Origin of the sequence: Phascolarctobacterium succinatutens, from assembly GCF_023497905.1 — a bacterium.
GTDB classification, from domain to species: Bacteria; Bacillota; Negativicutes; order Acidaminococcales; family Acidaminococcaceae; genus Phascolarctobacterium_A; species Phascolarctobacterium_A succinatutens.
Window position 1 is genome coordinate 1,880,824 of sequence record NZ_CP097284.1, and the last position, 24,349, is coordinate 1,905,172.

Below are 24,349 nucleotides of genomic sequence, written 5' to 3' on the forward strand. Positions count from 1 at the left end.
TTCACCTCATCTTATCTTAAAATAGGTTGTTTAAGCACTAAGCAACTGCTTGTGAATTACAAAGGAATGTTGCCGTGGCGTTTTGCCGGACGGGTTTCGCGTTTGCTTTCCAGCATTTGCAGAGCGTTGATGATGGTGGGACGAGTATTTTTCGGTTCGATAACCATGTCAACCATGCCGCGCATTGCTGCTTGGTACGGAGTAGCAAAGTTGTCGATGTACTCTTTAGTCTTAGCTTCAACATCAGGATCTTTACGGAAGATGATGTTAGCAGCACCAGCAGGACCCATAACTGCGATTTCAGCGGTCGGCCATGCGATAACTTGGTCAGCGCCCAGGTCTTGAGAGCACATTGCCAGGTAGGAACCGCCGTAAGCTTTACGGGTAACCAGAGTGATTTTAGGAACAGTTGCTTCAGAGTAAGCATACAGCATCTTAGCGCCGTGACGGATAATGCCGCCGTATTCTTGGTTGCAGCCAGGCAGGAAGCCAGGAACGTCAACCAGATTCAGCAGAGGAATGCCGAAAGCGTCGCAGAAGCGGATGAAACGAGCGGATTTATCGGAAGCGTTGATATCCAGGCAGCCAGCCATAACTTTCGGTTGGTTAGCAATGATACCTACGGTTTGACCATCCATACGAGCGAAGCAAGTGATGATGTTGGTTGCCCAGTATTTTTGGTTTTCATAGAATTCGCCGTTATCTACGATAGATTTGATTACATCATACATATCGTAAGCTTGGTTGGAGTTGTCCGGCAGCAGAGTGTTCAGGCTGTCGTCGGTACGCATCGGGTCATCACCAGTCTCTACGATCGGAGCACCTTCAACGTTGTTGGAAGGCAGGAAGGAGAGCAGGTAACGGATTTGTTGCAGGCAGTCTTCGTCGTTTTCAGCAGCGAAGTGAGCAACACCAGAAGTGCTGTTGTGGGTCATAGCGCCACCCAGTTGTTCTTGGGTTACATCTTCACCGGTAACGGATTTAACTACTGCAGGGCCGGTAATGAACATTTTGGAAGTGTTCTTTACCATGTAGATGAAGTCAGTCAGTGCCGGGCTGTATACAGCGCCGCCAGCGGAAGGACCCATAATTGCAGAAATCTGAGGAACTACGCCGGAAGCAATGGTGTTCTCGAAGAAGATTTTACCATAGCCAGCCAGAGCGTCGATAGCTTCTTGGATACGAGCACCGCCGGAATCGTTCAGGCCAACCAGCGGAGCACCCATTTTCAGTGCCAAGCGTTGTACTTTAACGATTTTAGCAGCATGCATTTCGCCGAGGGAGCCACCTTCAACGGTGAAGTCCTGTGCGAATACATAAACCAGACGGCCATCGATGGTGCCGTAACCGGTGGTTACGCCTTCACCAGGCAGTTCTTTCTTTTCTTGACCGAAGTTGTAGCAACGATGACGTACAAAACGGTCGAGTTCTACGAAGGAACCTTCGTCGAGGAGAGCAGCGATTCTTTCACGAGCAGTCATTTTGCCGGATTCATGTTGTTTAGCAACACGTTTTTCGCCACCAGCAGCCAGAATTACTTCGGCTTTTTTGAGCATTTTCTCAATTTTTTCTTGAGTAGACAAATCTTACACCTCCATCATTATTGGGAGAACAAATTTATACACAGATGCTGAAGATATATCACTTGTATATCTTCAGCATTATGTAGCTTAAATTATGGGACCTTAAATCGCCCTGAATCTACGCAGCTAATAAATTAGTCTTTGTAGGTTGCAGCCGGTTGGCACAGCTCGAGCAGCAGGCCAGCAGATTTCGGATGAATGAAAGCAATTTTCATTTGGCCAGCACCGTTACGAGGAGCTTTGTCGATCATGCGAACGCCAGCTTCGGTCAGGTCAGCGATAGCTGCTTTGATGTCGTCAACGCGCAGAGCCATATGTTGGATGCCAGGGCCGTTTTTAGCAATGTATTTGCCAATAGGACCATCGTTGTTTTCAGTGATATCAACAAGGAGCTCAATCAGGGTCTCGCCGCAGGGAACAAATACGGTAGCAACACCTTGTTCTTTAACTTCTTCAGTACCGGTAGCTTTCAGGCCCAGTACCTCAGTGTAAATTTTTGCAGCTTCTTCCAAGGTACCAGCGCAAGCGATACCTACATGGTCAACACAAATAGTTTTGAATGCCATAATAAATTCCTCCTAAAATTGTTTTTTTGGCGGTTTATTTTAAAACCTTGCCAACAATATCATCAACGACAGAGTACGGCTCAATCTCGCGGGACTGCATTTTAACAACCAGGTTGTCAAATTCATCCGTTTGAATGACGTTCTTGTCGATGTAGCGATTTACATGGTCATTAAGCATAGCGGTAACCTCGTTTTTAATACGAGCTTTACGGATATCGTTTAATTTACCACTCTCAATCAAATATGCCTTGTGTGCCTCAATAGAGTCCACAACAGCCTCTATACCTTCACCCTTGCTGGCAATGGTCCTGTTAATCGGAGGACGCCAGCCAACATGTTCGGGATTTAATTCGAGCATCATCTCAATCTCAATGTTGAGCTTGTCTGTACCTTCACGATCAGCTTTGTTAATCGTGAACAGGTCACCGATTTCAAGTATACCTGCTTTAATAGCTTGGATATCGTCGCCCATGCCAGGAATTACTACTACCATAGTAGTATCTGCGGTCTTAACAATATCAACCTCAGATTGTCCTACGCCTACGGTTTCAACGATAATAACATCCATGCCGAAAGCATCCATTAATTTAACAGCGTCGCCTGCTTTCTGGGACAGGCCGCCAAGACTGCCGCGTGTTGCCATAGAGCGTACGAAGATACCTTCGTCTGCGGTCAGATCCATCATTCTGATACGGTCGCCTAAGATTGCGCCGCCAGAATACGGGCTAGTGGGGTCAATTGCTACGATACCTACGGTCTTGCCGCGTTTACGGTATTCTTTAGCCAATTTATCAGTCAGAGTACTTTTACCTGCACCCGGAGGGCCAGTGATACCAATTACATAAGCATTACCAGTATGAGGATAAATCTCTGTCATAATTTTGACAGCATCATCGTATTCATTTTCAACAGCAGTGATTGCTTTAGATAATGCAAGACGAGAATGATTTAATAATTTATCTACTATTTCCATAATTCACACCGCCTTGTTTTTGGATAGTGAATATTTTATAAGGCAAGCCGGGACAAACCCGGCTTGCTTTAAGGGATAAAATTATTTAACGTTAGCGTTGATGAAATCAACAATTTTGCTGGTCGGGGTGCCAGGAGTGAATACTTCAGCAATGCCAGCAGCTTTCAGGCCAGGGATGTCAGCGTCAGGAATAACGCCGCCGCCGATAACCAGAACGTCGTTCAGGCCTTTTTCTTTCAGCAGTTCAACTACTTTCGGGAAAAGGGTGTTGTGAGCGCCGGACAGCAGGGACAGTGCAACAACGTTTACGTCGTCTTGCAGAGCAGCTTCAGCGATTTGTTCCGGAGTCAGACGGATACCGGTGTAGATAACTTCAAAACCAGCGTCGCGCAGAGCACGAGCTACAACTTTAGCACCGCGGTCATGGCCATCCAGACCCGGTTTAGCAACTAAAACTTTAACGTTAGCCATTATAGTTTACCTCCGTATATTGGTTGTGTTTACAAATTAGAGAGTGGTATGAGGTTGGTATTCACCGAATACTTTTCTCATAACGCCGCAGATTTCGCCTTCGGTTGCGTATGCACGAACTGCATCCAGAATCAGAGGCATCAGGTTTACATTTTCATCTGCGCATCCAGCTTCCAGAGCTTTCAGAGCAGCTTCTACAGCAGCGTTGTCACGGCGAGCTTTCAGAGCAGCAATCTTTTCAGCTTGCAGCTTGCCTACAGAACCGTCTACGCGCAGCAGGTTTTTCGGAGCTTCTTCTTCTTGAGTGAATTTGTTAACGCCAACGATGATACGGTCGCCTTTTTCGATTTCCATCTGCCATTTGTAAGCAGAGTCTTGGATTTCTTTTTGGATGTAGCCTTTAGCGATAGCTTCAGGAGCGCCACCGATTTCGTCAATTTTCTTAATGTATTCCCAAGCTTCAGCTTCGATCTTGTCGGTCAGAGCTTCTACATAGTAGGAGCCGCCCAACGGATCAACGGTGTCAGCCAGGCCGGATTCGTAAGCAACGATTTGTTGGGTACGCAGAGCGATGGTTACAGACTCAGTGGTCGGCAGTGCCAAAGCTTCGTCTTTGGAGTTGGTGTGCAGGGATTGAGTACCACCCATTACAGCAGCAGCAGTTTGCAGAGCAACACGAACGATGTTGTTGTTCGGTTGTTGAGCGGTCAGCATGGAGCCAGCGGTTTGGGTATGTACACGCAGCATCATGGATTTCGGTTTTTTAGCACCGAAACGCTCTTTCATAACTTTGGCCCATACACGACGGGAAGCACGGAATTTAGCAACTTCTTCGAGTACGTTGTTATGAGCATTCCAGAAGAAGGACAGACGACCTGCAAATGCGTCAACGTCCAGACCAGCTTTGATAGCAGCTTCTACATAAGCGATACCATCAGCAATGGTGAATGCGATTTCCTGAGAAGCGGTGGAACCAGCTTCACGGATATGGTAACCGGAGATGGAAATGGTGTTCCACAGCGGTACGTTCTTGGAGCAATATTCAAAAATGTTGGTGATCAAACGCATGGACGGTTTCGGCGGGAAAATGTAAGTGCCGCGAGCAGCATACTCTTTCAGAATATCGTTCTGAATGGTGCCACGCAGTTTGTCAGCGGAAACGCCTTGTTTCTCAGCTACTGCAATGTACATAGCCAACAGTACGGAAGCAGGAGCGTTGATGGTCATAGAAGTGGATACTTTATCCAGGGAAATTTGGTCGAACAGGATTTCCATGTCAGCCAGGGAGTCGATAGCTACGCCTACTTTACCAACTTCGCCTTCAGCCATCGGATCGGTGGAATCATAACCGATCTGGGTCGGCAGGTCGAATGCGCAGGACAGGCCGGAACCACCGTTAGCCAGCAGGTAACGATAACGTTTGTTGGATTCTTCAGCGGTGGAGAAACCAGCATACATACGCATGGTCCAGAAACGGCCACGATACATGGTCGGTTGAACACCACGGGTGTAAGGATATTCACCGGGGAAGCCCAGTTTAGTCATGTAGTCAAAGTTTTCACCAAGATCTACCGGGGTGTACAGTCTGTTAGGAACCAGGTTTGCGCGTTCAGGGTTTTTTACCAGTTTAGCTTCAACTTCAGCATGATATTTCTCTAAACCGGCTTTAATTTCTTCAAATGCCATTCTCAAATCCTCCTTAAAATATTTGTGTTTCATATTTCGGATTGGACGGTTCCGAAATGATGGTGAGAGTGTTCCGTCTATGACGGCTATATATGGCAAAGTCTAGGGTGAGACTTCGTCAACTAAGTTTATTTGACAAAGCCTTGGGTAAAGCTTTGTCTATGTATACCTGCCGGCGGGAATCTCACCCACCGGCAAGCACATTACATAGTTTAACCTATTTTGCAAAACTTAACAAGGGGTTTCGCAAAGTTTTTTTAAAATTATTTACCTTCAACCATGCCTTCCATGGAACCGGTTTCAGCAAACAGTTTGTAGCAATCGAATGCTTCTGACAGGATGTGCGGGGTTTGGCTGTTGCCGCAAGCTTCGCAAGCGCGTTTGAAGTAATCATACAGCCAAGGTTGATATTTCGGGTTAGCGATCTGATCGATGATGATCGGAGCTTTCTCTTTCGGGCTCAGGCCACGCAGGTCAGCAACGCCACGTTCGGAAACGATAACGTCAACGTCCAGAGTAGCATGGTCGATATGGCTGCAGAACGGAACTACGGAAGAAATCTTGCCGCCTTTTGCCAGGGAGTTGGTGAAGAATACGGTCAGGTAGCCGTTACGAGCGAAGTCGCCGGAACCGCCAACGCCGTTCATCAGCTTGGTGCCGCAAACATGAGTGGAGTTTACGTTACCATAGATATCAACTTCAATAGCGGTGTTCATTGCGATTACGCCGATACGACGAGCAACTTCAGGACTGTTGGAGATTTCTTGCGGACGGAGCAGCAAGTATTTTTTGTAGTGTTCTACGTTCTCGTAGAATTTCTTTTGGCACTCAGGAGACGGAGTCAGAGCGGTACCGGAAGCAACGCGGAGTTTACCAGCGTCGATCAGGTCGAACATACCATCTTGAATAACCTCAGTGTAAACGGTCAGGTCTTCGAAATCGGAGTTAACCAGACCATTGATAACTGCGTTAGCAACGGAGCCTACGCCGGATTGCAGCGGCAGCAGGTTTTTCGGCAGACGGCCTTCTTTAACTTCATTTTTCAGGAAGTTAACGAGGTTAGCGCCCATATGTTTAGCGTCTTCGTCAATTTCGCCCAGCGGACGAACTTTATCAGTAATGTCACAAGGTACAACTGCAACGATTTTATCTACTTCGCAAGGAATGTAGGTGGTACCGATGCGGTCTTCCGGTTTTTCAATAGGAATAGCTTTGCGGTACGGAGGATCCAGAGGAACATAGGAGTCATGCATGCCTTCCAGACCTACCGGTTGAGTGGTGTTAACTTCAACGATAACCTTTTTAGCGCCAGCTACATAAGAGGAGCTGTTGCCCATGGAAGTGGTCGGGATCAAGCCTACCTTGCCATCGCCGAGGTCGTTGATTTTGCAAACTTCAACGATTGCAACATCCGGACCGGTCGGACGGCCAGCCATGAAGCCATAGCGAACCATTTGAGCCATGTGGGACAGATGAATATCAGCGTATTTTACTTTACCAGCGTTGATAGCTTTACGCATGGTGCCGTTGGTCTGGTAAGGCAGACGACGGTCAATAATGCCAGCTTCAACCATTGCTTGGTCGATTTCAGGACCAACAGATGCGCCAGTCCAAACGTTAACTTTGAAAGGAGTTTTTTTGCCCTTTTCAGCAAGAGCCAGAGGAACAGCTTTCGGATAGCCAGACGGTGTAAAACCGCTGACACCTAAATTGTCACCATCTTTTACGAATTCTGCAGCAGCTTCAGCGCTCATCACTTTGTCAGCTACTACGTCACAAATGCGATCTTTAATATCGATCATGTTTACCTTCCTCCTTTTAATTAGGACATTGAGTTTTTATAAGGGTGTTACCCCTTTGCATATAACTTATCAGCAATACCTTGCGGCATTACGAATAAGATATTACCGTATATCAAGCTCTTCACAAATATTTCATACTTGACTATATAGTCATTTCGACATATAAGAGAAAACTCCTGCTTGTACTATAAATATTTTTTCAAAGGCTTCTTTACTATCTGCTACAATTATAACACATTTTCAGAAAAACTTCACTTTTTTCTGTCAAATTTTTCCTGTGTTTTACATAGCAGGCAAATTGCACTCAACGATATATATAATACCAATAAAATTGTAACACTGCAAGCTTTTTCTTTACAAATTTACAAAACACCCCCTTCTTTGATATGTACCCAGTTTTCTGGACACCGCTAAAAATTTGAATAATTATATTTACATCATGGATGCTTCTCTGAATTTAGAGGGAGGCATCCATTTTGTTTTAGCTTGAATTCTTTTGTTGTTATAATAATCGATGTACTCAGCTATAGCGTTTGAAAAAGATTCAAACGAAGGGTAATCTTTTTCAAATCCGTAGAACATCTCGTTTTTTAATCTGCCAAAGAAAGTTTCCATAATACAGTTGTCATAGCAGTTACCTTTCCTAGACATTGATTGAATGATTCCGTGCTTTTGCAATTCATTCCTATAAAATGCATGCTGATATTGCCATCCTTGATCTGAGTGCATAATAAGACCTTTTACAGAAGGAAAACCTTTAAATGCCTTTTTCAGCATGTCCTTTATTTGCGCCATATCTGGATGTAGAGAAAGATTGTAAGAGATTATTTCATTGCTGTTCATATCCAAAATCGGAGAAAGATAACATTTGCCCCAAGGCAGATTGAACTGCGATACATCGGTTGTCCACTTTTGCAAAGGTTTTTCGGTATTGAAATCTCGATTGATGATATTATCAGCAACTTTGCCAACATCGCCTTTATAGGAGTGGTATTTTTCCTTGGGACATTTTCCAAACAAGGTAAGCTGATTCATGATTCGTTGGACACGCTTGTGATTTACTCGAAAACCTCGATTCAGAAGCTCCTTATGTACGCGCCTTACACCATATCGCTTTTTGTTCTCGTTGAAGATAACAATAATTTCGGATGATAAGTCGGCATTTCGTTCGCTAACTTTATCTGTCTTGCTAAGCTCGTAATAGTACGTTGAACGCGACAGTCCAATCGCATCCAGCAAATAATTCAGTTTGTAACCTTCTTCACGCAGTTTTTGGACGAGCGCAGCTTTTTCGCCTTGAGTTGCGCTGCGCATCTCTCTTCTCTCAAGGCAATCTCTTTTTTTACAATAGCAATCTCCGCTCTCAAGCGCTCATTTTCTGCTCTGAGCAGAATCATTTCTTCTCGTTCTGATGGAGTAAGTTCTGCCGGCTCTATTTTTTTCTTCATTTCAGGCTCCTTGGGTGGTCGTCCTTTTCGTTGTGCGACCAATCCCTGATACCCTTTAATTTTATAGCATCTAACCCACTGATACAAGAGTCCAGCGTTAATTCCTGCAGAAATAGCTGTTTCCTTATTTGACGCACCAGCTAATACTTTGGCTACAAGTTCATATTTCTCTTCTGCTGACCAAGTTTTTCTCTGATTTTTATGTCTTAATGCTTCTGGACCACATTTATCTTCTATCCGAACCCAAACTCGGATTGTATTGTGGAAATTTTTTTCTGTTATATCTTTAGGCGTTTCAGGCCATTTACCTTGTCGATATAATTCTACACACTGTCTTTTGAACTTATAGCTGTATTTCATTAAAATACCCCCAATACTGGGTGTCCAGTATTGGGGGTACATATCACTTTTCAAGGAAAAAAAGGGGGTGTTGTATTATCCAGATAGAACAATTAACGGTTTTGCGCGTGGTAGTGTGTGTGTAATAGACTATGCGCCCTCTCGGAAAGAGGTTTACCTAACCAAGTATCATAAAGTGTTTTTATTTCCGGGTTTTCGTGCGATTTTCGTAATTCGCTTGTACGGTCGCAATTAAAAATAGCTTCACGGCGTTTTTGCCTGATAGAAGCATCTACCGGAACCGGCTGACCGCCGCCGCCGATGCAGCCGCCCGGGCAGGCCATAACCTCAATAAACTGATAATCCGCTGTACCTGCTTTAATGCGTTCCAACATCATTTTAGCAGATTTAAGCGTATGTACTACGGCAACCTTCACGGATACACCTGCTACATCAATAACAGCTTCACGTGTCTGCTCCATGCCGCGCACCTCATTATATTCAAGCTTCGGCAGTTCCTTGCCGGCAACAACTTCGGCCACAGTACGCAGAGCCGCTTCCATTACGCCGCCGGTTGTGCCGAAGATAACTGCGGCACCGGTGCCGGTTCCCAGAGGTGAATCAAATTCTGCTTCTTCCAGCGCATTAAAGTCAATGCCCGCCTCGCGGATCATACGTCCCAGCTCACGTGTAGTGATAACTACATCTACGTCGCGATAACCGCTGGCGCACATTTCCTCGCGTGCAGCCTCAGCCTTTTTCGCAGTACAGGGCATTACGGATACACTGACGATTTTAGCCGGGTCAATGCCTGCACGTTCCGCAAAGTAGGTTTTGGCAACAGCGCCGAACATCTGCTGCGGAGATTTGGCAGTAGACAGATGCGGCAGCAGCTCAGGATATTTCAGCTCAATCATATTTACCCAGCCGGGGCTGCAAGAGGTAATCATCGGCAACACGCCACCGTTCTGCAAGCGCTGCAGGAACTCGTGCCCTTCCTCCATAATAGTAAGGTCGGCAGAGAAGTTTGTATCAAAAACCTTGTCAAAGCCTAAATGACGCAATGCCGCCACCATTTTGCCGGTAACAACCTGACCTGCCGGAATGCCCAGCTCTTCGCCCAGGGCTACGCGCACTGACGGAGCAGTTTGTACTACAACAACCTTCTCAGGATTATTGATTGCAGCCCAAACCTTGTCTGTATCATCCTTTTCCACGATAGCGCCTGTCGGGCAGACATCGGCACACTGGCCGCAGTAGGTGCAGGCACTGTTGAGCAAATCATGCTCAAAGGCTGTAGATACCATGGTGTTGAAGCCACGGCCGGCAAAGCTGTAAACGCTCATACCCTGCACATCACGGCAGACACGGATACAACGGCCGCAGAGAATGCATTTTTCCTGATCGCGTACCAGTGACGGATTGCTGTTATCAATAGTACGCGCTCTTGTTTCGCCACCCTCGAAGCGCAGCTTACGCACGCCCAAATCAGCGGCAATTTTCTGCAGCTCGCAGTCACCGTTCTTCTGACAGCACAGGCAATCCTTCGGATGATTGGTCAAAAGCAGCTCCAGCACTGTTTTGCGTGCTTCGCGTACCTTGGAGGTATTAGTTTTTACTACCATACCCTCGCTTACGGGATATACGCAGGAAGCAACCAGAGTGCGTGCACCGCTGGCTTCTACCATGCACAGGCGGCAGGCACCCTCCGGACGCAGGTCCGGATGATAGCACAGCGTAGGAATATAAATACCCGCGCTGCGTGCAGCCTCCAGGACACTGGAGCCTGCGGGGGCCTGAATCTGTTTTCCATCAATTGTCAAATTAACCATCTGCATCATCAGTCCCCTCCTTATGCCTTGCTGATAGCCTTAAACGGGCACGCCGTCATGCAGGCACCGCATTTAATGCATTTGTTCTGGTCAATAACATGTTTTGTTTTCGGCGAACCGCTGATAGCGTGTACCGGGCACTGACGTGCGCACAGCCCGCAGCCGCGGCAGACATCGCTGATTTCGTAATGCAGCATCTTTTCGCAGACGCCTGCAGGACAGCGCTTCTCTTTGATATGCGCTTCGTATTCATCTCTGAAATATTTCAGGGTGCTCAAAACAGGGTTGGGAGCGGTTTGTCCCAAGCCGCAAAGAGCTGTTTCCTTGATATTCTTGGCAAGGTTTTCCAGCAGCTCGATATCGCCCTCGCGTCCCTGGCCCTCCGTAATACGGGTAAGGATTTCCAGCATACGCTTCGTGCCTTCGCGGCAGGGAGTACATTTGCCGCAGGATTCCGACTGCGTAAAGTTCAGGAAGAACTTGGCAACGTCAACCATGCAGGTATCCTCATCCATAACAACCAGACCGCCGCTGCCCATCATAGCACCGGCAGCAATCAGGGAATCATAATCAACAGGCAAATCCAGCATGCTTTCAGGCAGACAGCCGCCGGACGGGCCACCGATCTGTACAGCCTTAAACTTTTTACCGTTGGTAATACCGCCGCCGATATCATAGATAATTTCGCGCATGCTAATACCCATAGGCACCTCTGCCAGACCGGTATTATTGATTTTGCCGGTCAAAGCGAAAACCTTGGTGCCCTTTGATTTTTCGGTACCAAGCCGGCAGTACCAGTCTGCACCGTTAACAATAATCTGCGCCACGTTGGCAAAGGTTTCTACGTTGTTGATATTCGTCGGCTTGCCCCACAGGCCGCTGACCGCAGGGAAAGGCGGACGCGGACGCGGCATGCCGCGCTTGCCTTCGATAGAAGCCATCAGTGCAGTTTCTTCGCCGCAGACGAAGGCACCTGCACCCTCTTTAATATGAATAGTAAAGCTGAAATCGCTTTCAAAAATATGCTCGCCTAGCAGGCCCATTTCTTCAGCCTGAGCAATTGCGGTACGCAAGCGTTTGATAGCAAGCGGATATTCCGCACGTACATAGATATAGCCTTCATCCGCACCCATAGCATAACCACAGATAGCCATGCCTTCCAATACACGGTGCGGGTCACCCTCCAATACGCTGCGGTCCATAAATGCGCCCGGGTCGCCCTCGTCCGCATTACAGATAACATACTTTTTATCGCTCTCGGAGTTTTTGGCAAACTGCCATTTCATACCGGTCGGGAAGCCGCCGCCGCCACGACCGCGCAGGCCGGATTTTTTAACCTCGTCCACAACCTCCTGCGGAGTCATCTGCGTAACAGCCTTAGCCAATGCCTCATAACCGCCTACGGCGATATATTCTTCAATAGCTTCCGGATTGATAGCGCCGCAATTAGCCAATACCAGGCGATGCTGCTTTTTGTAGAAGCCGATTTCCGAATAACGCGGAACCTGCTCCTGATTTATGGGTTCACGATAAAGCAGACGCTGTACGATGCGTCCTTTATATAAATGTTCTTCAACAATGGTTTTAACGTCCTCCGGCTTTACACTGCAATAGAAGGTACCTTCCGGATAAACGATAACCAGCGGTCCGTGCTCGCAGAAGCCATGGCAGCCTGTTTCAACAACCATAACCTCATCCTGCAGGCCGAACTTTTGCAGCTCTCTGGCAAAAGTCAGCTGGATTTCCTTCGAGCCGTTAGCCTTACAGCCCGTACCGCCACACACTAAAACGTGAGCTCTTATATGCTGCATAATATTTTCCTCCACCTGTTTTGTTTACAAGCCATGATACATCAGCTTCTCCAACTGTTGTGTACCCTGCCTGCGGCTTATTCCTGATCCAGCCTGCCTACGACAAGTTCTTCCACAATATGACCGTTTACCACATGCTCTGCGATAATTTGGGGAACATCCTCCGGGGTTACCTTGCCATAGGTAATGCGTGCTTCACCCGGACGCACTACATCCACGAGCACCTCTTTTTCGCACATGCCGATACAGCCTGTCTGCTGCACCTGCACATCAAATAAATGACGCTTGTTCAGCTCCTGCAGGATAGCGCTCATAACCTCGCGCGCACCGGCAGCAATACCGCAGGTACCCATGCCTACAATAATTTTAGTTCCGGAACTCTGACGCAGCTTGATATCTGCTTTCAGCTTATCTCTCAAAGCGTGTAAATCCGCTAAGCTTTTCATTCGTTTATACCTCCTTACCCTGCACCTGTGCCAGCTGTTCCTTTAAATAAGCACCCAGCCAGGCATATATTTCAGGATTGGCAAAGTCACACGCTTCGCCTAATATTTCTCTGACCTCCTGCGTTCTGAACACCAGCGAGCCGTTGGCACCGTTATAGGCAAATTCCAGCTCCAGCTGTGGCGCCCCTGCCAACAGCACCTGCACGCTGCTCACAATATCTCCCAGCGGTGGCCGGTCAATATTATCTGCCACAAAATATGCAGTCAGCTCGGTTCCCTTTCCGGGCGCAGACTGCAGCTCCAAATGTCCGCCGCATTGCTGCGTAACCATATCGATAAAGGGAATCCCCATGCCTACCTTTCTGGTAGTACGGCTGGTAACAAAGGGGTCGCGCACCCGCTGCAGCATCTCGCTGTCCATACCCTTGCCGTCATCGCGAACGCTGAAAACAAAGTACCCCTGTTCATTTTCGCTGACAGTCAGCCAGATGTGACGGGCACCGGCAGCCACAGAATTTTGGGCTATATCCAAGATGTGTAATGCCAGCTCCCGCATTTTATTTATACCTTGCCAAAATGCCTGCCAGCTTATCGGTAGTCAGGCGTCCATGCGTATCATCGTTAATCTGCATAACCGGCGCCAACCCGCAGGCACCGATGCAGGCTACAGTTTCCAGAGTAAAGCGCAGGTCATCGGTCGTATGTCCGGCCTTAATACCCAGCTGCTTTTCCAAAGCCTGCAGAATTGTTTTGCCGCCACGCACATGGCAGGCAGTACCTTGGCAGACGCGAATAACATTGCGTCCGCGCGGATTAAGATGGAACAATGAATAAAAGGTTACTACGCCGTAAATTTCGGAAATCGGCGTACCTGTTTTATCGGCAATATACTCCAGTACATCCTTAGGCAAATAGTTGTACAGGTTCTGCACTTCCTGCAGAATAGGAATCAACGGTCCTTTAACATCTGCGTATTTTTCCAGAATGGCATCTATGCGCTGCTTTTCCGGATTATCGCCGCCGCAGCAGCTGCATTTACGCTCAAGACGGTTTTCACTATTGTTCATACTACCCCTCCTCTAAAGGATTTTTTGTAAACTTACTCACTCAGTATACCATTTAACAGATAATTGCACAATACTATTTGCGTAAATTTCGTCATATAGCATACTCTATTTATATTATTCTTTGCAAAAGTCTGAAAATTGTCCTGCAAGGACAGCTCGCATCCCTTTACCTGCCAAGGCCAATTTCAGCTCTGCTATCGTTAATTCCTCCACCTGTAGTAAATTTTTCGGTCCCTGTACAAAATCATAAATATTATGTGCATCGGAATTCGTAACAAACGGCAGATAACCTGCCAAACGCTGCAGCTTCGACTGCATCTTGCGACGCCAGCCTGCTGCAGAAATTTCGGCAGCAGCAAAGCCGAAGTCCGGCTCAATAAAACCAAGCTGTCCCAGAATGCTGTAGGAAGGACGGTCAATGTGAGCGGCAATGGTAAGGCCGCCCAAAGCTGTAACCTGCTGCACAATCTGCGCCGCTGTCAACGACAGCGGTGCGTGCAGCAAACGCTGCTCCTCACGCACAAACTCGTCCTCGGCATCTACTACATACTGGGCGCCGAAACTTTCGACATCATTCAGCATACCGTTCATATGCTCATCAACCAGCAGCTGCCATCTCTGCAGCTGCTCCAGCGTATCAAACAGCGCCACAATATGCGCCTCTTCACTGCTTTCCACTTCCATACCGGGAAATACCTTCACGCCGTAGCGCTGCGCTGCCTCCAGCGCAGCCGGCACGTTGGCACTGGCGTTATGGTCGGTAATAGCAACAGCGCCAATGCCATACTCGGCGGCACGCATCACAATATGATGCGGTGTCATTTCTACCTCAGCACAGGGCGAAAGCAGCGTATGTACATGTAAATCCGCCAGAACTGTCCGCATTGCTTAGTCCTTCTTGCCAACACCCAATTCATACAGCTTGCCGATAACCTCAAAAGCAGGCTCCTCGGTTGCCGCAACAACAACATCATTCAGATTTGCCTTATGCAGCGTATCCTCCGCAACCGGACCGTCGCCTGCTACGATAACTGCCGCAAAGCCAATCAGTGAAGCAACAGCAGCAACATTCTGATGTCCCTGCATAGTTACCCAAACCATACCGGTCTGGCCCTGGCCCATAGCATTACTCAGTAAATCGGAAGCATAACCGCCTTCTACCTCTGCATATAAAGCGTCCTCGCTTACATCCTTAGTCAGAAGCTTCAAATCAAGCTTCTCAATCATCTCTTTAACCTTCATCGTTGTCTGCCTCCGTTTTATTTATTTCTGCCGGCTCATGATAAATAGGTATCTGCTTAGCCAGCTCCAGCATGCCCTGTGACAATTTATGTACACTGGCACGCAATTTAAAAATACAATCTATCTCGTGCGCCTTGCCCTGCACGATATCCTCCGCCAAGCCCTGGCAGCTGGGTGCGCCGCAGGCACCGCAGTCCAGACCGGGCAAGGAACAGAGCACTTCTTCCATGCGCTCAAATTTTTTCATCGCTTCCATGATATCATCATCAAGCTGCATCATCGGACGCGCCACCAGCTTCTTGCGGTAAGCCTCCGAATGAGGGAAATCCTCCAGCACCATTGTGCACGCCATCGCCTCACGCCTGTCCGCCGGCTCCTGCTCCCGCAGGCTTGCGATACGCCTGCGCAGGTTACATTCGGCCACGAACTTGTTTTCTGCTGCCAAAAGACCGCCAAGGCAGCCTCCTTTGCAGGCACTGCATTCCACATAATCAAGCTGCGGCATTTTATTCATAGAAACCTGCTCCAACAGGTCATACACATTATCAATGCCGTGAATTGCCAAACCGTTGGTAATTCCGGCGCTTTCAATTTCGCCGCCGTAGGTTCCCCAGGCCATGCCGTAAGAGGAACCGGTACGCACATTCAGCTCATGCGTGCCGCCAAGATTCTTCAGCAGCAGTCCGTAAATCTCCGACAGGCTGAAGCTGCCGGTAAGCTCTGTATGATGCACATCTACTGACTGGCGGATATTAGTTTCCTTGGAAGGACAGGGCGAGATAAACCATACGCCTATCAGCTCCTTCGGCAGCTGCTTGCGCGCCGCCGCTTCATGCTTTACGTAAATCGCAGCAGCCTCTGCCGGTGGCAGTACAGGCACCACCTGCTTAATCAGCTCAGGGAACTTTACCTGAATCAGGCGCATAACTGCGGGGCAGGTAGATGAAATCAACGGCTTGCGTCCGTTGCTGTTCTTTTTTACATATTCTTCTATTTCCAGAGCGATATACTCCGAAGCCAGTGAAACATCAAAAATTTCATCAAAGCCTATATTATGCAGGCCCTGCCAGATGCTTTCCAGCGGAATATTATCCGGGAACTGCGCATACAGTGAAGGCGCAGGCAGCACAATATTATAAGCATAATCTGCCAAGCCCTCCAGCGTGTCGGTTTTTACGTTAAAGGCATGATAGGGACAGCCTGCAGCACAGGCACCGCAGTCAATGCAGCGGTCTCCCAAAATCTCCGCCTTGCCGTTGCGTACGCGGATGGCCTCTGTCGGACACAGCTTGACGCAGGATACGCAGCCCTGACATTTATTCCGCTGCAATTCCACCGAATGGAAATATGTTGTTGGTTGAGGAGCCATTGCGTATCACCTCGTTTCCTAAAATCTCTTACAAATCCTCGCTCTGGTGCTTGAACTGCATCGTGATGCAGGTTCCTTCACCTACCTTGGACTGAATATCGAACTTATCGGAGCACTTTACCATATTAGGCAGGCCCATGCCGGCGCCAAAGCCCATCTGACGCACATAATCAGGCGCAGTAGACCAGCCCTCCTGCAAGGCCTTATTGATATCAGGGATTCCGGGGCCGTGGTCGGTTACCGTAATAACCGTAGCATCCGGGAAAACCTCGGCCGCTACATTGCCGCCGCCGGCGTGAATGATAACATTCATCTCCGCTTCATAGGTGCCGATAGCAATACGGCGCACAATATCTGCCGGAATGCCCAGGCGCTGCAGCATCTTTTTTATTTTAGAAGAAGCTTCGCCTGCGCGCTCAAAATCTCCGCCAACGCAGTCAAAGGCTAATTTTACTGATTTACTGTCTGTCATTTTGCTTTACTCCTTTTTGCTGCAGCCACGGATACCTGCTCCGTAAAGAATGCCGCAGGCTTCAAATAAGGTATAATCGGTAGCCAGAACCGGCAGATTGTTTTCCGCCGCCGCTGCCACAATATCAGCATCAGGCACCTTTCCACGCACAAATACCAGCGCGCTCAGCTCCGTCATATCGGCGGTGCGCACTACCTGCATATTAGTCAGTCCCGTGCACAGCAAGGTATTGCTTTTGGTAAAGGCCAGAACATCGCTCATCATGTCACTGCCGCAGCAGGACTCAATTTGGCGGTGCATCAGCTCGCTGCCGGTCAGAACCTTGGCCTGCAGCAGCTTTTGTACATTATACAAATCCATACACATAGCCCCTTCCTCCATTTATTACAGCTTTTATCTAAGCAAAATATCTGTTTTTTGCCAGACTTGATTACATTTATTGTACACTTTAATACGCAAGATGTAAATAAATAGTATAGCATAACTATGTAAAAAAGAAGACCGGCCCACAGGACCAGCCTTCAAACTTCACTATAAAAGCTGCATGCTTTAACCCGCAATGCCGGCCAAAGCCTGCTGCAAATCCGCCAGCAAATCTTCCTTATCCTCCAAACCGCAGGACAGACGAACCAAGCCTGCAGGAATACCGGCCACCGCCAGCTGCTCATCCGTCATCTGACGATGCGTTGTAGTTGCCGGGTTCAGGCAGCAGGTACGCGCGTCGGCAACATGTGTTTCGATTGCCGCAAGCTGCAAGCGCTTCATGAATTCTTCCGCCGCCTTGCGTCCTCCCTTCAGGTTGAAGGAAACTACGCCGCAGCCGCCGTTGCCAAGATATTTTTGCGCCAAAGCATAGTATTTATTGGATGGAAGTCCGGGGTAGTTGACATATTCCACCTGCGGCTGCTGCTCCAAAAATTCCGCTATAGCCTGAGCGTTTTCTACATGGCGCGGCATACGCACATGCAGCGATTCCAGGCCAAGATTCAGAATGAACGCGCTTTGCGGTGATTGCACAGCGCCGAAATCACGCATCAGCTGCGCCGTTGCCTTCGTAATAAACGCACCCTCCTTGCCAAACTTTTCGGCGTAGGTAATTCCGTGATAGGATTCATCCGGTGCGCACAGACCGGGGAACTTGTCGGCATGCGCCAGCCAGTCGAACTTGCCGCCGTCGATAATCGCACCGCCAAGGCAGGCAGCATGTCCATCCATATACTTCGTGGTCGAATGCGTTACGATGTCTGCGCCCCATTCCAGCGGACGGCAGTTAATCGGTGTCGGGAAGGTGTTGTCCACGATCAAAGGCACACCATGACGATGCGCTGCATTGGCAAATTTTTCAATATCCAGCACCGTCAGCGCAGGATTAGCAATAATTTCGCCAAACACTGCCTTGGTGTTGTCCTGAAAAGCAGCGTCCAGCTCCTCGTCCGTAGCATCGGGCGAAACAAAGGTCGCTGTTACACCCATCTTTGCCAATGTTACATCAATCAGATTATAGCTGCCGCCGTAAATCGAAGAAGAAGCAACAATATGGCTGCCCGCCTCGCAGATGTTGAACAGGGCAAAGAAGTTCGCTGCCTGTCCGGAGGAAGTGAGCATTGCTGCAGCGCCGCCCTCCAGCTCCGCAATCTTAGCTGCTACGAAATCGCAGGTCGGGTTTTGCAGGCGGGAGTAAAAATAGCCTGTAGCCTCCAGGTCGAACAGCTTGCCCATCGCCTCGCTTGTATCGTACTTAAATGTAGTGGATTGGATAATAGGAATCTGGCGCGGTTCGCCGTTGCCCGGTTTATAACCACCTATTAAACATTTGGTATTGATTTTAAAATCACTCATTTTCTATCGCTCCTTTAACAATTTATCATTGTATTATTGATTGGCAGGAATTGCTGCACCCATGCGCTGCAGCTGCAAAAGAATTTTGTTATATTCGCCCAAAGCCTTATCCAACTTATTACCGCTCGCCGGTGCCAGCTCTTGCAAATCATACGGCGTATCCTGGTAAACAATGTTCAGCCAGTTCATATAGAACAGATGCGCGTAACTGCGCCATTTAAAAACCGGTTCCTGCGTTGTATCGCCATCTGGGAAGTAGAACTCCGGCAAATCAATCGGCAAATTCTTTTTCTTATCGCGGAAATATTCATTAGCCAAGGTATAGCGATCATACTCAAAATGGCCTAAAACGAAAATGCGGCGCAAATCTTTGGTAGCACAGATGTTGATACCGTTTTCTACCGAACGGGACAGCACCTGCAGAGCCTTGCAGGCATCAATCGCATCATCATCAACAGCAGTATGGCGTGACTGCGGAATAAAGTATCTGTCATCAAAGCCACGCAGCAGCGGATGATTCTTCACTGTCAGGCCATAGGGGAAGATGCCAAACATTTTCGCCGGCAAAATCGTCTTGTTAACACCATAATAATGGTACAAGGCAGCCTGCGCGCCCCAACAAAGTGTCATCGTAGAATAGCAGTGATATTCTGCCCAATCCAGATAAGCTTCGATTTCCTTCCAGTAATCAACAGCCTCAAAGGGAATGGTTTCTACAGGCGCACCTGTCATCAGGAAGGCATCGTAATAGCGGTCCTTGATATCGTCAAATTCCAGATAAGCGCGGTCAAGATACGAATTATCGGTATGCGTAGTTTCACGGCTCACAGTACGGCAGAAATCAACCTCTATCTGCAGCGGAGAATTGCCCAAAAGGCGCAGCAGCTGAATTTCCGTCGGCTTCTTCAGCGGCATCAGGTTCAGCACGCACACCTTCAGCGGACGAATACGCTGCGTTGTCGCACGCTGCTCTGTCATGGTAAAAATTCCTTCCTCCTGCAGTTGGCAGATAGCGGATAAATGGTCATTGATTTTAATCGGCATTGTTTGTTCCTCCTACATTTCCTAACTTAGATTTTCGACTTGTTACAGGAGGATGAGCAATAAAAAAGCTTCCGTTCCTGTAAAAATACAGGGACGAAAGCGTTGCTTCGTGATACCACCCTAATTCATCCATATGTCACCACACGGACCTCATCAAGTACGCAGGGATTGTTTACCCTTTAATACTCCAGCACTGTAACGGGTGCACCCGGACGGCCTAAATGCATGCATCTCAGCCCATCGGCTCCAAGACCATCTTCAATGTCACCACCTGCTCCCTCTTGCACCATCACGAAGGCTCTCTTTGCCAGGCTCGTACATTTACTCTTCTCTTCATTGCCCGTTATTAAGTTATGTACATGATAATACAGTAATTCTTTGTAATTGTCAACAAAAAGTTGCAGTTTTCTCGTAAAAAAAGGAGATAGAGTATATTTTGTAAAGCAGGTTACAGAAATTGCAGGAAAATGTTGGTAGTAGCAAAAAGCACCGACATCTACAGTAGCAATTGTATGGCCGATTTTATTTTTGTTATTTTTAGAATTTTCTCTTGACTTTGTTTTCCCTTTTCTTTATACTTAGCTTAGCTTCAAATTTACAACAAAATAAGCAGTGCCTATCGGCTTACGTCGGTAGTAATTTAGCAGTACCTATGGTATCCGAACTTTCGGATGCTATGTGTACTGCTTTTTTGTTTGGCAGCTTATGTTGTATTTTGCCGGAGCAAATATTATAATTAAAGGAGGAAACTATGACCAAAAAACTATCCGAAAGCAGTCTCCTGCTGACACAGGAAGAGCTGCAAAAGCACATCTTAGGCATGACCTTGTTCAACGACTTGCTTGCCAGAGCTGTTTTAGAGGACAAAGAGGCCTGTGAGCACATTCTGCGTATCCTTACCGGTATCAAAACACTGGTAATCAAAAAGAACAAAACGCAATATGTCATCAGCAAGCTCTCCTCGCACAACATCATTATGGATGTACTCGCTGAAGATGCCAACAACAAGCTTTATGAAATTGAAATTCAGAAGGCAGATGGTGGTATTGCACACGAAAAACGGATGCTTTATTACGCATCAACTATCATCAATGAATACTTTTTTAAAGGTGATCAAACTTATGCATCTGTACCCGAACTGCACATTTTTTATATCAGCCAGACAGATATCTGGAAGCTTGGTAAAACCTGCTACCCTATTTTAAAGTTTTTAGGCGATACCACTACTCCTTACAACGATGGCCTGCATATGTGCTATATCAACGCAGAGGTTAACGATAGCAGCGATATTGCACAACTTATGCAATATTTTTCTACCGCCGCCGCAGATGATTTTAGCCAGGGAAAACTTTCACAATGCATTAATAATCTCAAAACCACAAAGGAGGGACTCACAACTATGGATAATTTCAGCAAGCAAATTTATGAAGCTGGCATTAATGATGGAAGAGCTGAAGGTTTGGCTGAAGGCAAAGCTGAAAGCATCAAAAATCTTATGTCTACAATGAATGTCTCCATTGACCAAGCCATGGATATTTTAAAAACTCCGCCCGAAGAACGTCAGTACTTTAAGGACCTGTTAGCTAAGGAGCAGTAGGCTCCGCCTACCTAAAAAACAGGCCTGTCACAAAAGGACAATGTCGATTTGCTGACGCCAGAAAATCCATTAGTTGGCTGTAGCTTATATTTTTATACCAGGACCGCTATCCGGTCCTGATTTTTTTCATATACGGCAGATTGAAAGCTTACTGCAGTACACAAAAATTCAGCACACACAGTATCACCTGTATGATAAGCATTATTATTGTTTTCAGAATTTTCTCTTGACTTTGTTTTTTCCTTTTCTTTATACTTAGCTTAGCTTCACATTTACAACAAAATAAGCAGTGCCTATCGGCTTACGTCGGTAGTAATTTAGCAGTACTTATGGTATCCGGACTTTCGGATGCTATGTGTACTGCTTTTTTGTTTGGCAGCTTATGTTGTATTTTGCTGGAGCAAATATTATAATTAAAGGAGAGAAATCAGTATGCCGGCCATTTCAATGTTTTATGGTATTATTATCAAGATGTACAACAACAGTGAACACAATCCGCCTCATTTCCATGCATCATATCAAGGATATTATGCTACCTTCAATTTTGATGGTGAGCTAATTGAAGGAGATATGCCAAAAAGACAGATTAAATTTATAGCAGCCTGGACAGAAATTCACAAAGATGAGCTAATAGCCAATTGGGAACTGGCTATTAACGAAGAACCCTTATACAAAATCGAACCATTGCGTTAAAAGGAGTGACCACGATTATGAAAACGCCAGTATGGGTAGTTACCAACGTACAACCGCAAAAGGATTATACGCTGATTTTAACCTTTGCCAGCGGCGAAAAAAAACTTTTTGATGCTCGCCCACTTCTTGCAAAAGCAATCTACAAGCCATTGAACAATCTCAGTTTTTTCCTGACAGCTAAAGCTGATTGTGGCTCCGTAGCCTGGAGCGATGAAATTGATATTGCACCGGAATATTTATACGAGTGCAGCCTTCCTTTGCAGGTTATTTAAGCTGCTACTTAAAATTTCTCATGTAAGAGATAAGTTAAACGCAAATTGGATTTTGTTATCTGCCGGTGACGGTTATTTTAAAATTGAACCATTACGTTAACTATTATTAGAGGTGAAAATTATGCTTAGACCAACCGCTATCAGCGTAACTGTACAAAAGGATTATACTCTAAAAGTTATTTTCAATAATGGTGAAACTAAAATATTCGACGTAAAGCCTTATATCAAAGGTTCATGGTATAGCAGGCTCAAGGATTTTTCTTATTTTTCTTTAGCAAAGGCAGACGGATTTACTGTCATCTGGCCTGACGGTCAGGATATTTGTCCTGACGAGCTTTATTACAATAGCGTGCCAGTATAGTTTCAACCAACGCAGTAAAAAGCACTGGCATCTGCCGTACCACTAAAAGAGGGACTCACAACTATGGATAATTTAAAAACTCCAGGTACTGTCAATAGTTTTGCGCAAATTTCTTCAGACATCCTAGCAGAAGTTTAGTTATATAAGTTTAACGGTTAGTGCACTTCACCGTTAAATATCAACTAGCTTCTGCTTTAGATACCTTTGCTTATTAAGTTAGCTGTTTTTAAGATATTTTTGCTTCACAATACAGTTCTTCGGCAAGCATATCTGTTAGATGTTTCATGTTCAAGTAACGTTTTTTGCCCCAATCATTGCTGGCTATATAACGCAATCTTGCACATACAAGCATCAATGCTGATTCACCATCAGGAAACGTGCCAATCACTCTTGTGCGACGCTTTATTTCTCTGTTTACACGTTCAATAACGTTATTGGTACGTATACGTAGCCAATGCTCTGACGGAAAATCCATATAGGTCAAGGTTTCCTCTAAACCATTTTCTAGTTTGTCTGCAGCCTTGTTAAGTTTCATCTCACGTAATCTGGAAATTACTGATTTTGCCTTTTCTTTAGCTGCTGCTTTATTCTCCTGAGCATGAATTGCTTTGAGCATCTTGGCAACTTCCTTGACAGTTTTACGTGGTACTACAGAGAATATATTACGGTACATATGCACCGTGCAGCGTTGGTATCTGGCATTTGGAAACACTTCACCTATGCTTTCTACCATGCCTAAATTTTTATCGCCAATTATAAGTTTTACGCCATCTAAGCCACGGCTTTTCAGCCATACAAAGAAATTTTTCCAGCTTTCAGTATCTTCTTTGAGGCCCTCGGCTGTACCTATAACTTCTCTGTATCCGTCTTCTGTGACGCCAATAGCAACTAATACAGAGGCGTTTTCAAAGGAACCTCCCCAACATCTTTTTAGGAAAATACCGTCTACAAAGACATAGGGGTACTTTTCTGTAAGCTTCCTGGAGCGCCATTCTTCAATTTGAGCAAAGCATTTTTGATTCAGATTGCTAATGGTTCCGGCTGAAACCTTCTGTCCCCAGAGAATCTCTGTAATACTTTCAACACGACGCATAGAAACGCCGGCAAGATACATTTCTACCAAGGCTTCTTCTACGGAGCATTCACGTCTTTGGTAGCGCTGAATAATAGCAGACTCAAAAGTAAGACCTTTTAATTTAGGCACTTTTAAAGTAACGTCACCAGCTTGAGTAGAGAATGATCTTTCGTAATGACCGGCGCGATAACCTTTTCTTGTTTGCTCACGTGCGTAGCGTTCAGCTTGTACAAGTTTGTCAGCTTCTGCATCCAAAAGAGCATTGAGAGTTTCTTCTACACTATTTTTTACAATAGTTTTCAATTCGTTGTGGATAAATTGCTCGTTTAATTGTATAATGTTACCAGACATAGATTCTACC

General features: G+C 46.5%; 25 protein-coding genes. 4 read left to right on the plus strand and 21 right to left on the minus strand.

Annotation, left to right across the window (positions count from 1 at the left end):
* Positions 1 to 56 precede the first annotated feature (56 nt).
* From mmdA to M5E81_RS09100, 20 genes are all read right to left on the minus strand, one after another.
* On the minus strand, positions 57 to 1,556 hold the full coding sequence (gene mmdA / locus M5E81_RS09005; protein WP_009145658.1) for a methylmalonyl-CoA decarboxylase subunit alpha: 1,500 nt from the start codon (positions 1,554 to 1,556) through the stop codon (positions 57 to 59).
* 161 nt (positions 1,557 to 1,717) lie between these two features.
* On the minus strand, positions 1,718 to 2,149 hold the full coding sequence (mce, locus tag M5E81_RS09010; RefSeq protein ID WP_009145657.1) for a methylmalonyl-CoA epimerase: 432 nt from the start codon (positions 2,147 to 2,149) through the stop codon (positions 1,718 to 1,720).
* 34 nt (positions 2,150 to 2,183) lie between these two features.
* The gene (meaB, locus tag M5E81_RS09015) at positions 2,184 to 3,122 is read right to left on the minus strand and encodes a methylmalonyl Co-A mutase-associated GTPase MeaB (protein WP_009145656.1); all 939 of its coding nucleotides are present in this window, start codon (positions 3,120 to 3,122) and stop codon (positions 2,184 to 2,186) included.
* Between the two features lie 81 nt (positions 3,123 to 3,203).
* Positions 3,204 to 3,593, minus strand: a complete 390-nt coding sequence (locus M5E81_RS09020) for a cobalamin B12-binding domain-containing protein (protein WP_009145655.1) — start codon at positions 3,591 to 3,593, stop codon at positions 3,204 to 3,206.
* A 36-nt stretch (positions 3,594 to 3,629) separates the two neighbouring features.
* Complete coding sequence (locus M5E81_RS09025) at positions 3,630 to 5,279, minus strand: acyl-CoA mutase large subunit family protein (RefSeq protein WP_040565119.1); 1,650 nt, start codon at positions 5,277 to 5,279, stop codon at positions 3,630 to 3,632.
* Positions 5,280 to 5,542: 263 nt separating this feature from the next.
* Positions 5,543 to 7,081 (minus strand): succinate CoA transferase, encoded by a 1,539-nt coding sequence (locus M5E81_RS09030; RefSeq protein WP_249747314.1) that lies wholly within the window; start codon positions 7,079 to 7,081, stop codon positions 5,543 to 5,545.
* Positions 7,082 to 7,513: 432 nt separating this feature from the next.
* Positions 7,514 to 8,395, minus strand: a complete 882-nt coding sequence (locus M5E81_RS09035; RefSeq protein ID WP_249747005.1) for an IS3 family transposase — start codon at positions 8,393 to 8,395, stop codon at positions 7,514 to 7,516.
* Entirely contained in the window at positions 8,326 to 8,889 is a 564-nt protein-coding gene (locus M5E81_RS09040) for a transposase (protein WP_249747006.1), read from the minus strand. Before M5E81_RS09040 ends, M5E81_RS09035 begins: the two co-directional genes overlap by 70 nt.
* Positions 8,890 to 8,981: 92 nt before the next feature.
* Complete coding sequence (locus M5E81_RS09045; RefSeq protein ID WP_040565129.1) at positions 8,982 to 10,706, minus strand: NADH-dependent [FeFe] hydrogenase, group A6; 1,725 nt, start codon at positions 10,704 to 10,706, stop codon at positions 8,982 to 8,984.
* A gap of 14 nt (positions 10,707 to 10,720) precedes the next feature.
* The gene (gene nuoF, locus M5E81_RS09050; protein ID WP_249747315.1) at positions 10,721 to 12,511 is read right to left on the minus strand and encodes an NADH-quinone oxidoreductase subunit NuoF; all 1,791 of its coding nucleotides are present in this window, start codon (positions 12,509 to 12,511) and stop codon (positions 10,721 to 10,723) included.
* A gap of 77 nt (positions 12,512 to 12,588) precedes the next feature.
* Complete coding sequence (locus tag M5E81_RS09055) at positions 12,589 to 12,957, minus strand: (2Fe-2S) ferredoxin domain-containing protein (protein WP_249747316.1); 369 nt, start codon at positions 12,955 to 12,957, stop codon at positions 12,589 to 12,591.
* Between the two features lie 4 nt (positions 12,958 to 12,961).
* Positions 12,962 to 13,489: an ATP-binding protein gene (locus M5E81_RS09060; protein ID WP_249747317.1), complete on the minus strand. Its 528-nt coding sequence runs from the start codon at positions 13,487 to 13,489 to the stop codon at positions 12,962 to 12,964.
* 25 nt (positions 13,490 to 13,514) lie between these two features.
* Positions 13,515 to 14,024: an NADH-quinone oxidoreductase subunit NuoE gene (gene nuoE / locus M5E81_RS09065; protein ID WP_249747318.1), complete on the minus strand. Its 510-nt coding sequence runs from the start codon at positions 14,022 to 14,024 to the stop codon at positions 13,515 to 13,517.
* A gap of 114 nt (positions 14,025 to 14,138) precedes the next feature.
* Complete coding sequence (locus M5E81_RS09070) at positions 14,139 to 14,909, minus strand: PHP domain-containing protein (protein WP_249747319.1); 771 nt, start codon at positions 14,907 to 14,909, stop codon at positions 14,139 to 14,141.
* A gap of 3 nt (positions 14,910 to 14,912) precedes the next feature.
* Complete coding sequence (locus tag M5E81_RS09075) at positions 14,913 to 15,266, minus strand: hypothetical protein (protein WP_009145645.1); 354 nt, start codon at positions 15,264 to 15,266, stop codon at positions 14,913 to 14,915.
* Positions 15,256 to 16,635 carry a [Fe-Fe] hydrogenase large subunit C-terminal domain-containing protein gene (locus tag M5E81_RS09080; RefSeq protein WP_249747320.1) on the minus strand — a complete coding sequence of 460 codons (1,380 nt, stop codon included), beginning with the start codon at positions 16,633 to 16,635 and terminating at the stop codon, positions 15,256 to 15,258. Before M5E81_RS09080 ends, M5E81_RS09075 begins: the two co-directional genes overlap by 11 nt.
* Positions 16,636 to 16,663: 28 nt before the next feature.
* Positions 16,664 to 17,107, minus strand: coding sequence for an ATP-binding protein (locus M5E81_RS09085; protein ID WP_009145643.1), 444 nt, complete (start codon positions 17,105 to 17,107; stop codon positions 16,664 to 16,666).
* A 6-nt stretch (positions 17,108 to 17,113) separates the two neighbouring features.
* Positions 17,114 to 17,467: a DRTGG domain-containing protein gene (locus tag M5E81_RS09090; RefSeq protein ID WP_345740544.1), complete on the minus strand. Its 354-nt coding sequence runs from the start codon at positions 17,465 to 17,467 to the stop codon at positions 17,114 to 17,116.
* Positions 17,468 to 17,656: 189 nt separating this feature from the next.
* Complete coding sequence (locus tag M5E81_RS09095; RefSeq protein WP_249747322.1) at positions 17,657 to 18,946, minus strand: O-acetylhomoserine aminocarboxypropyltransferase/cysteine synthase family protein; 1,290 nt, start codon at positions 18,944 to 18,946, stop codon at positions 17,657 to 17,659.
* A 33-nt stretch (positions 18,947 to 18,979) separates the two neighbouring features.
* Positions 18,980 to 19,990, minus strand: coding sequence for a homoserine O-succinyltransferase (locus M5E81_RS09100; protein ID WP_249747323.1), 1,011 nt, complete (start codon positions 19,988 to 19,990; stop codon positions 18,980 to 18,982).
* A gap of 751 nt (positions 19,991 to 20,741) precedes the next feature.
* On the opposite strand from M5E81_RS09100, the gene M5E81_RS09105 reads away from it, so the two are divergent.
* The 4 genes from M5E81_RS09105 to M5E81_RS09120 all read left to right on the plus strand — a co-directional run bounded on the left by M5E81_RS09105 (position 20,742) and on the right by M5E81_RS09120 (position 22,913).
* On the plus strand, positions 20,742 to 21,587 hold the full coding sequence (locus M5E81_RS09105) for a PD-(D/E)XK nuclease family transposase (RefSeq protein WP_249747324.1): 846 nt from the start codon (positions 20,742 to 20,744) through the stop codon (positions 21,585 to 21,587).
* A 432-nt stretch (positions 21,588 to 22,019) separates the two neighbouring features.
* Positions 22,020 to 22,280, plus strand: coding sequence for a DUF4160 domain-containing protein (locus M5E81_RS09110; protein ID WP_009145634.1), 261 nt, complete (start codon positions 22,020 to 22,022; stop codon positions 22,278 to 22,280).
* 17 nt (positions 22,281 to 22,297) lie between these two features.
* Positions 22,298 to 22,552: a DUF2442 domain-containing protein gene (locus M5E81_RS09115; RefSeq protein ID WP_009145633.1), complete on the plus strand. Its 255-nt coding sequence runs from the start codon at positions 22,298 to 22,300 to the stop codon at positions 22,550 to 22,552.
* A 121-nt stretch (positions 22,553 to 22,673) separates the two neighbouring features.
* The gene (locus M5E81_RS09120; RefSeq protein WP_009145637.1) at positions 22,674 to 22,913 is read left to right on the plus strand and encodes a DUF2442 domain-containing protein; all 240 of its coding nucleotides are present in this window, start codon (positions 22,674 to 22,676) and stop codon (positions 22,911 to 22,913) included.
* Positions 22,914 to 23,139: 226 nt separating this feature from the next.
* On the opposite strand, the gene M5E81_RS09125 is transcribed toward M5E81_RS09120, so the two are convergent.
* Positions 23,140 to 24,339 carry an IS256 family transposase gene (locus M5E81_RS09125; RefSeq protein ID WP_249747325.1) on the minus strand — a complete coding sequence of 400 codons (1,200 nt, stop codon included), beginning with the start codon at positions 24,337 to 24,339 and terminating at the stop codon, positions 23,140 to 23,142.
* Between the last annotated feature and the right edge of the window lie 10 nt (positions 24,340 to 24,349).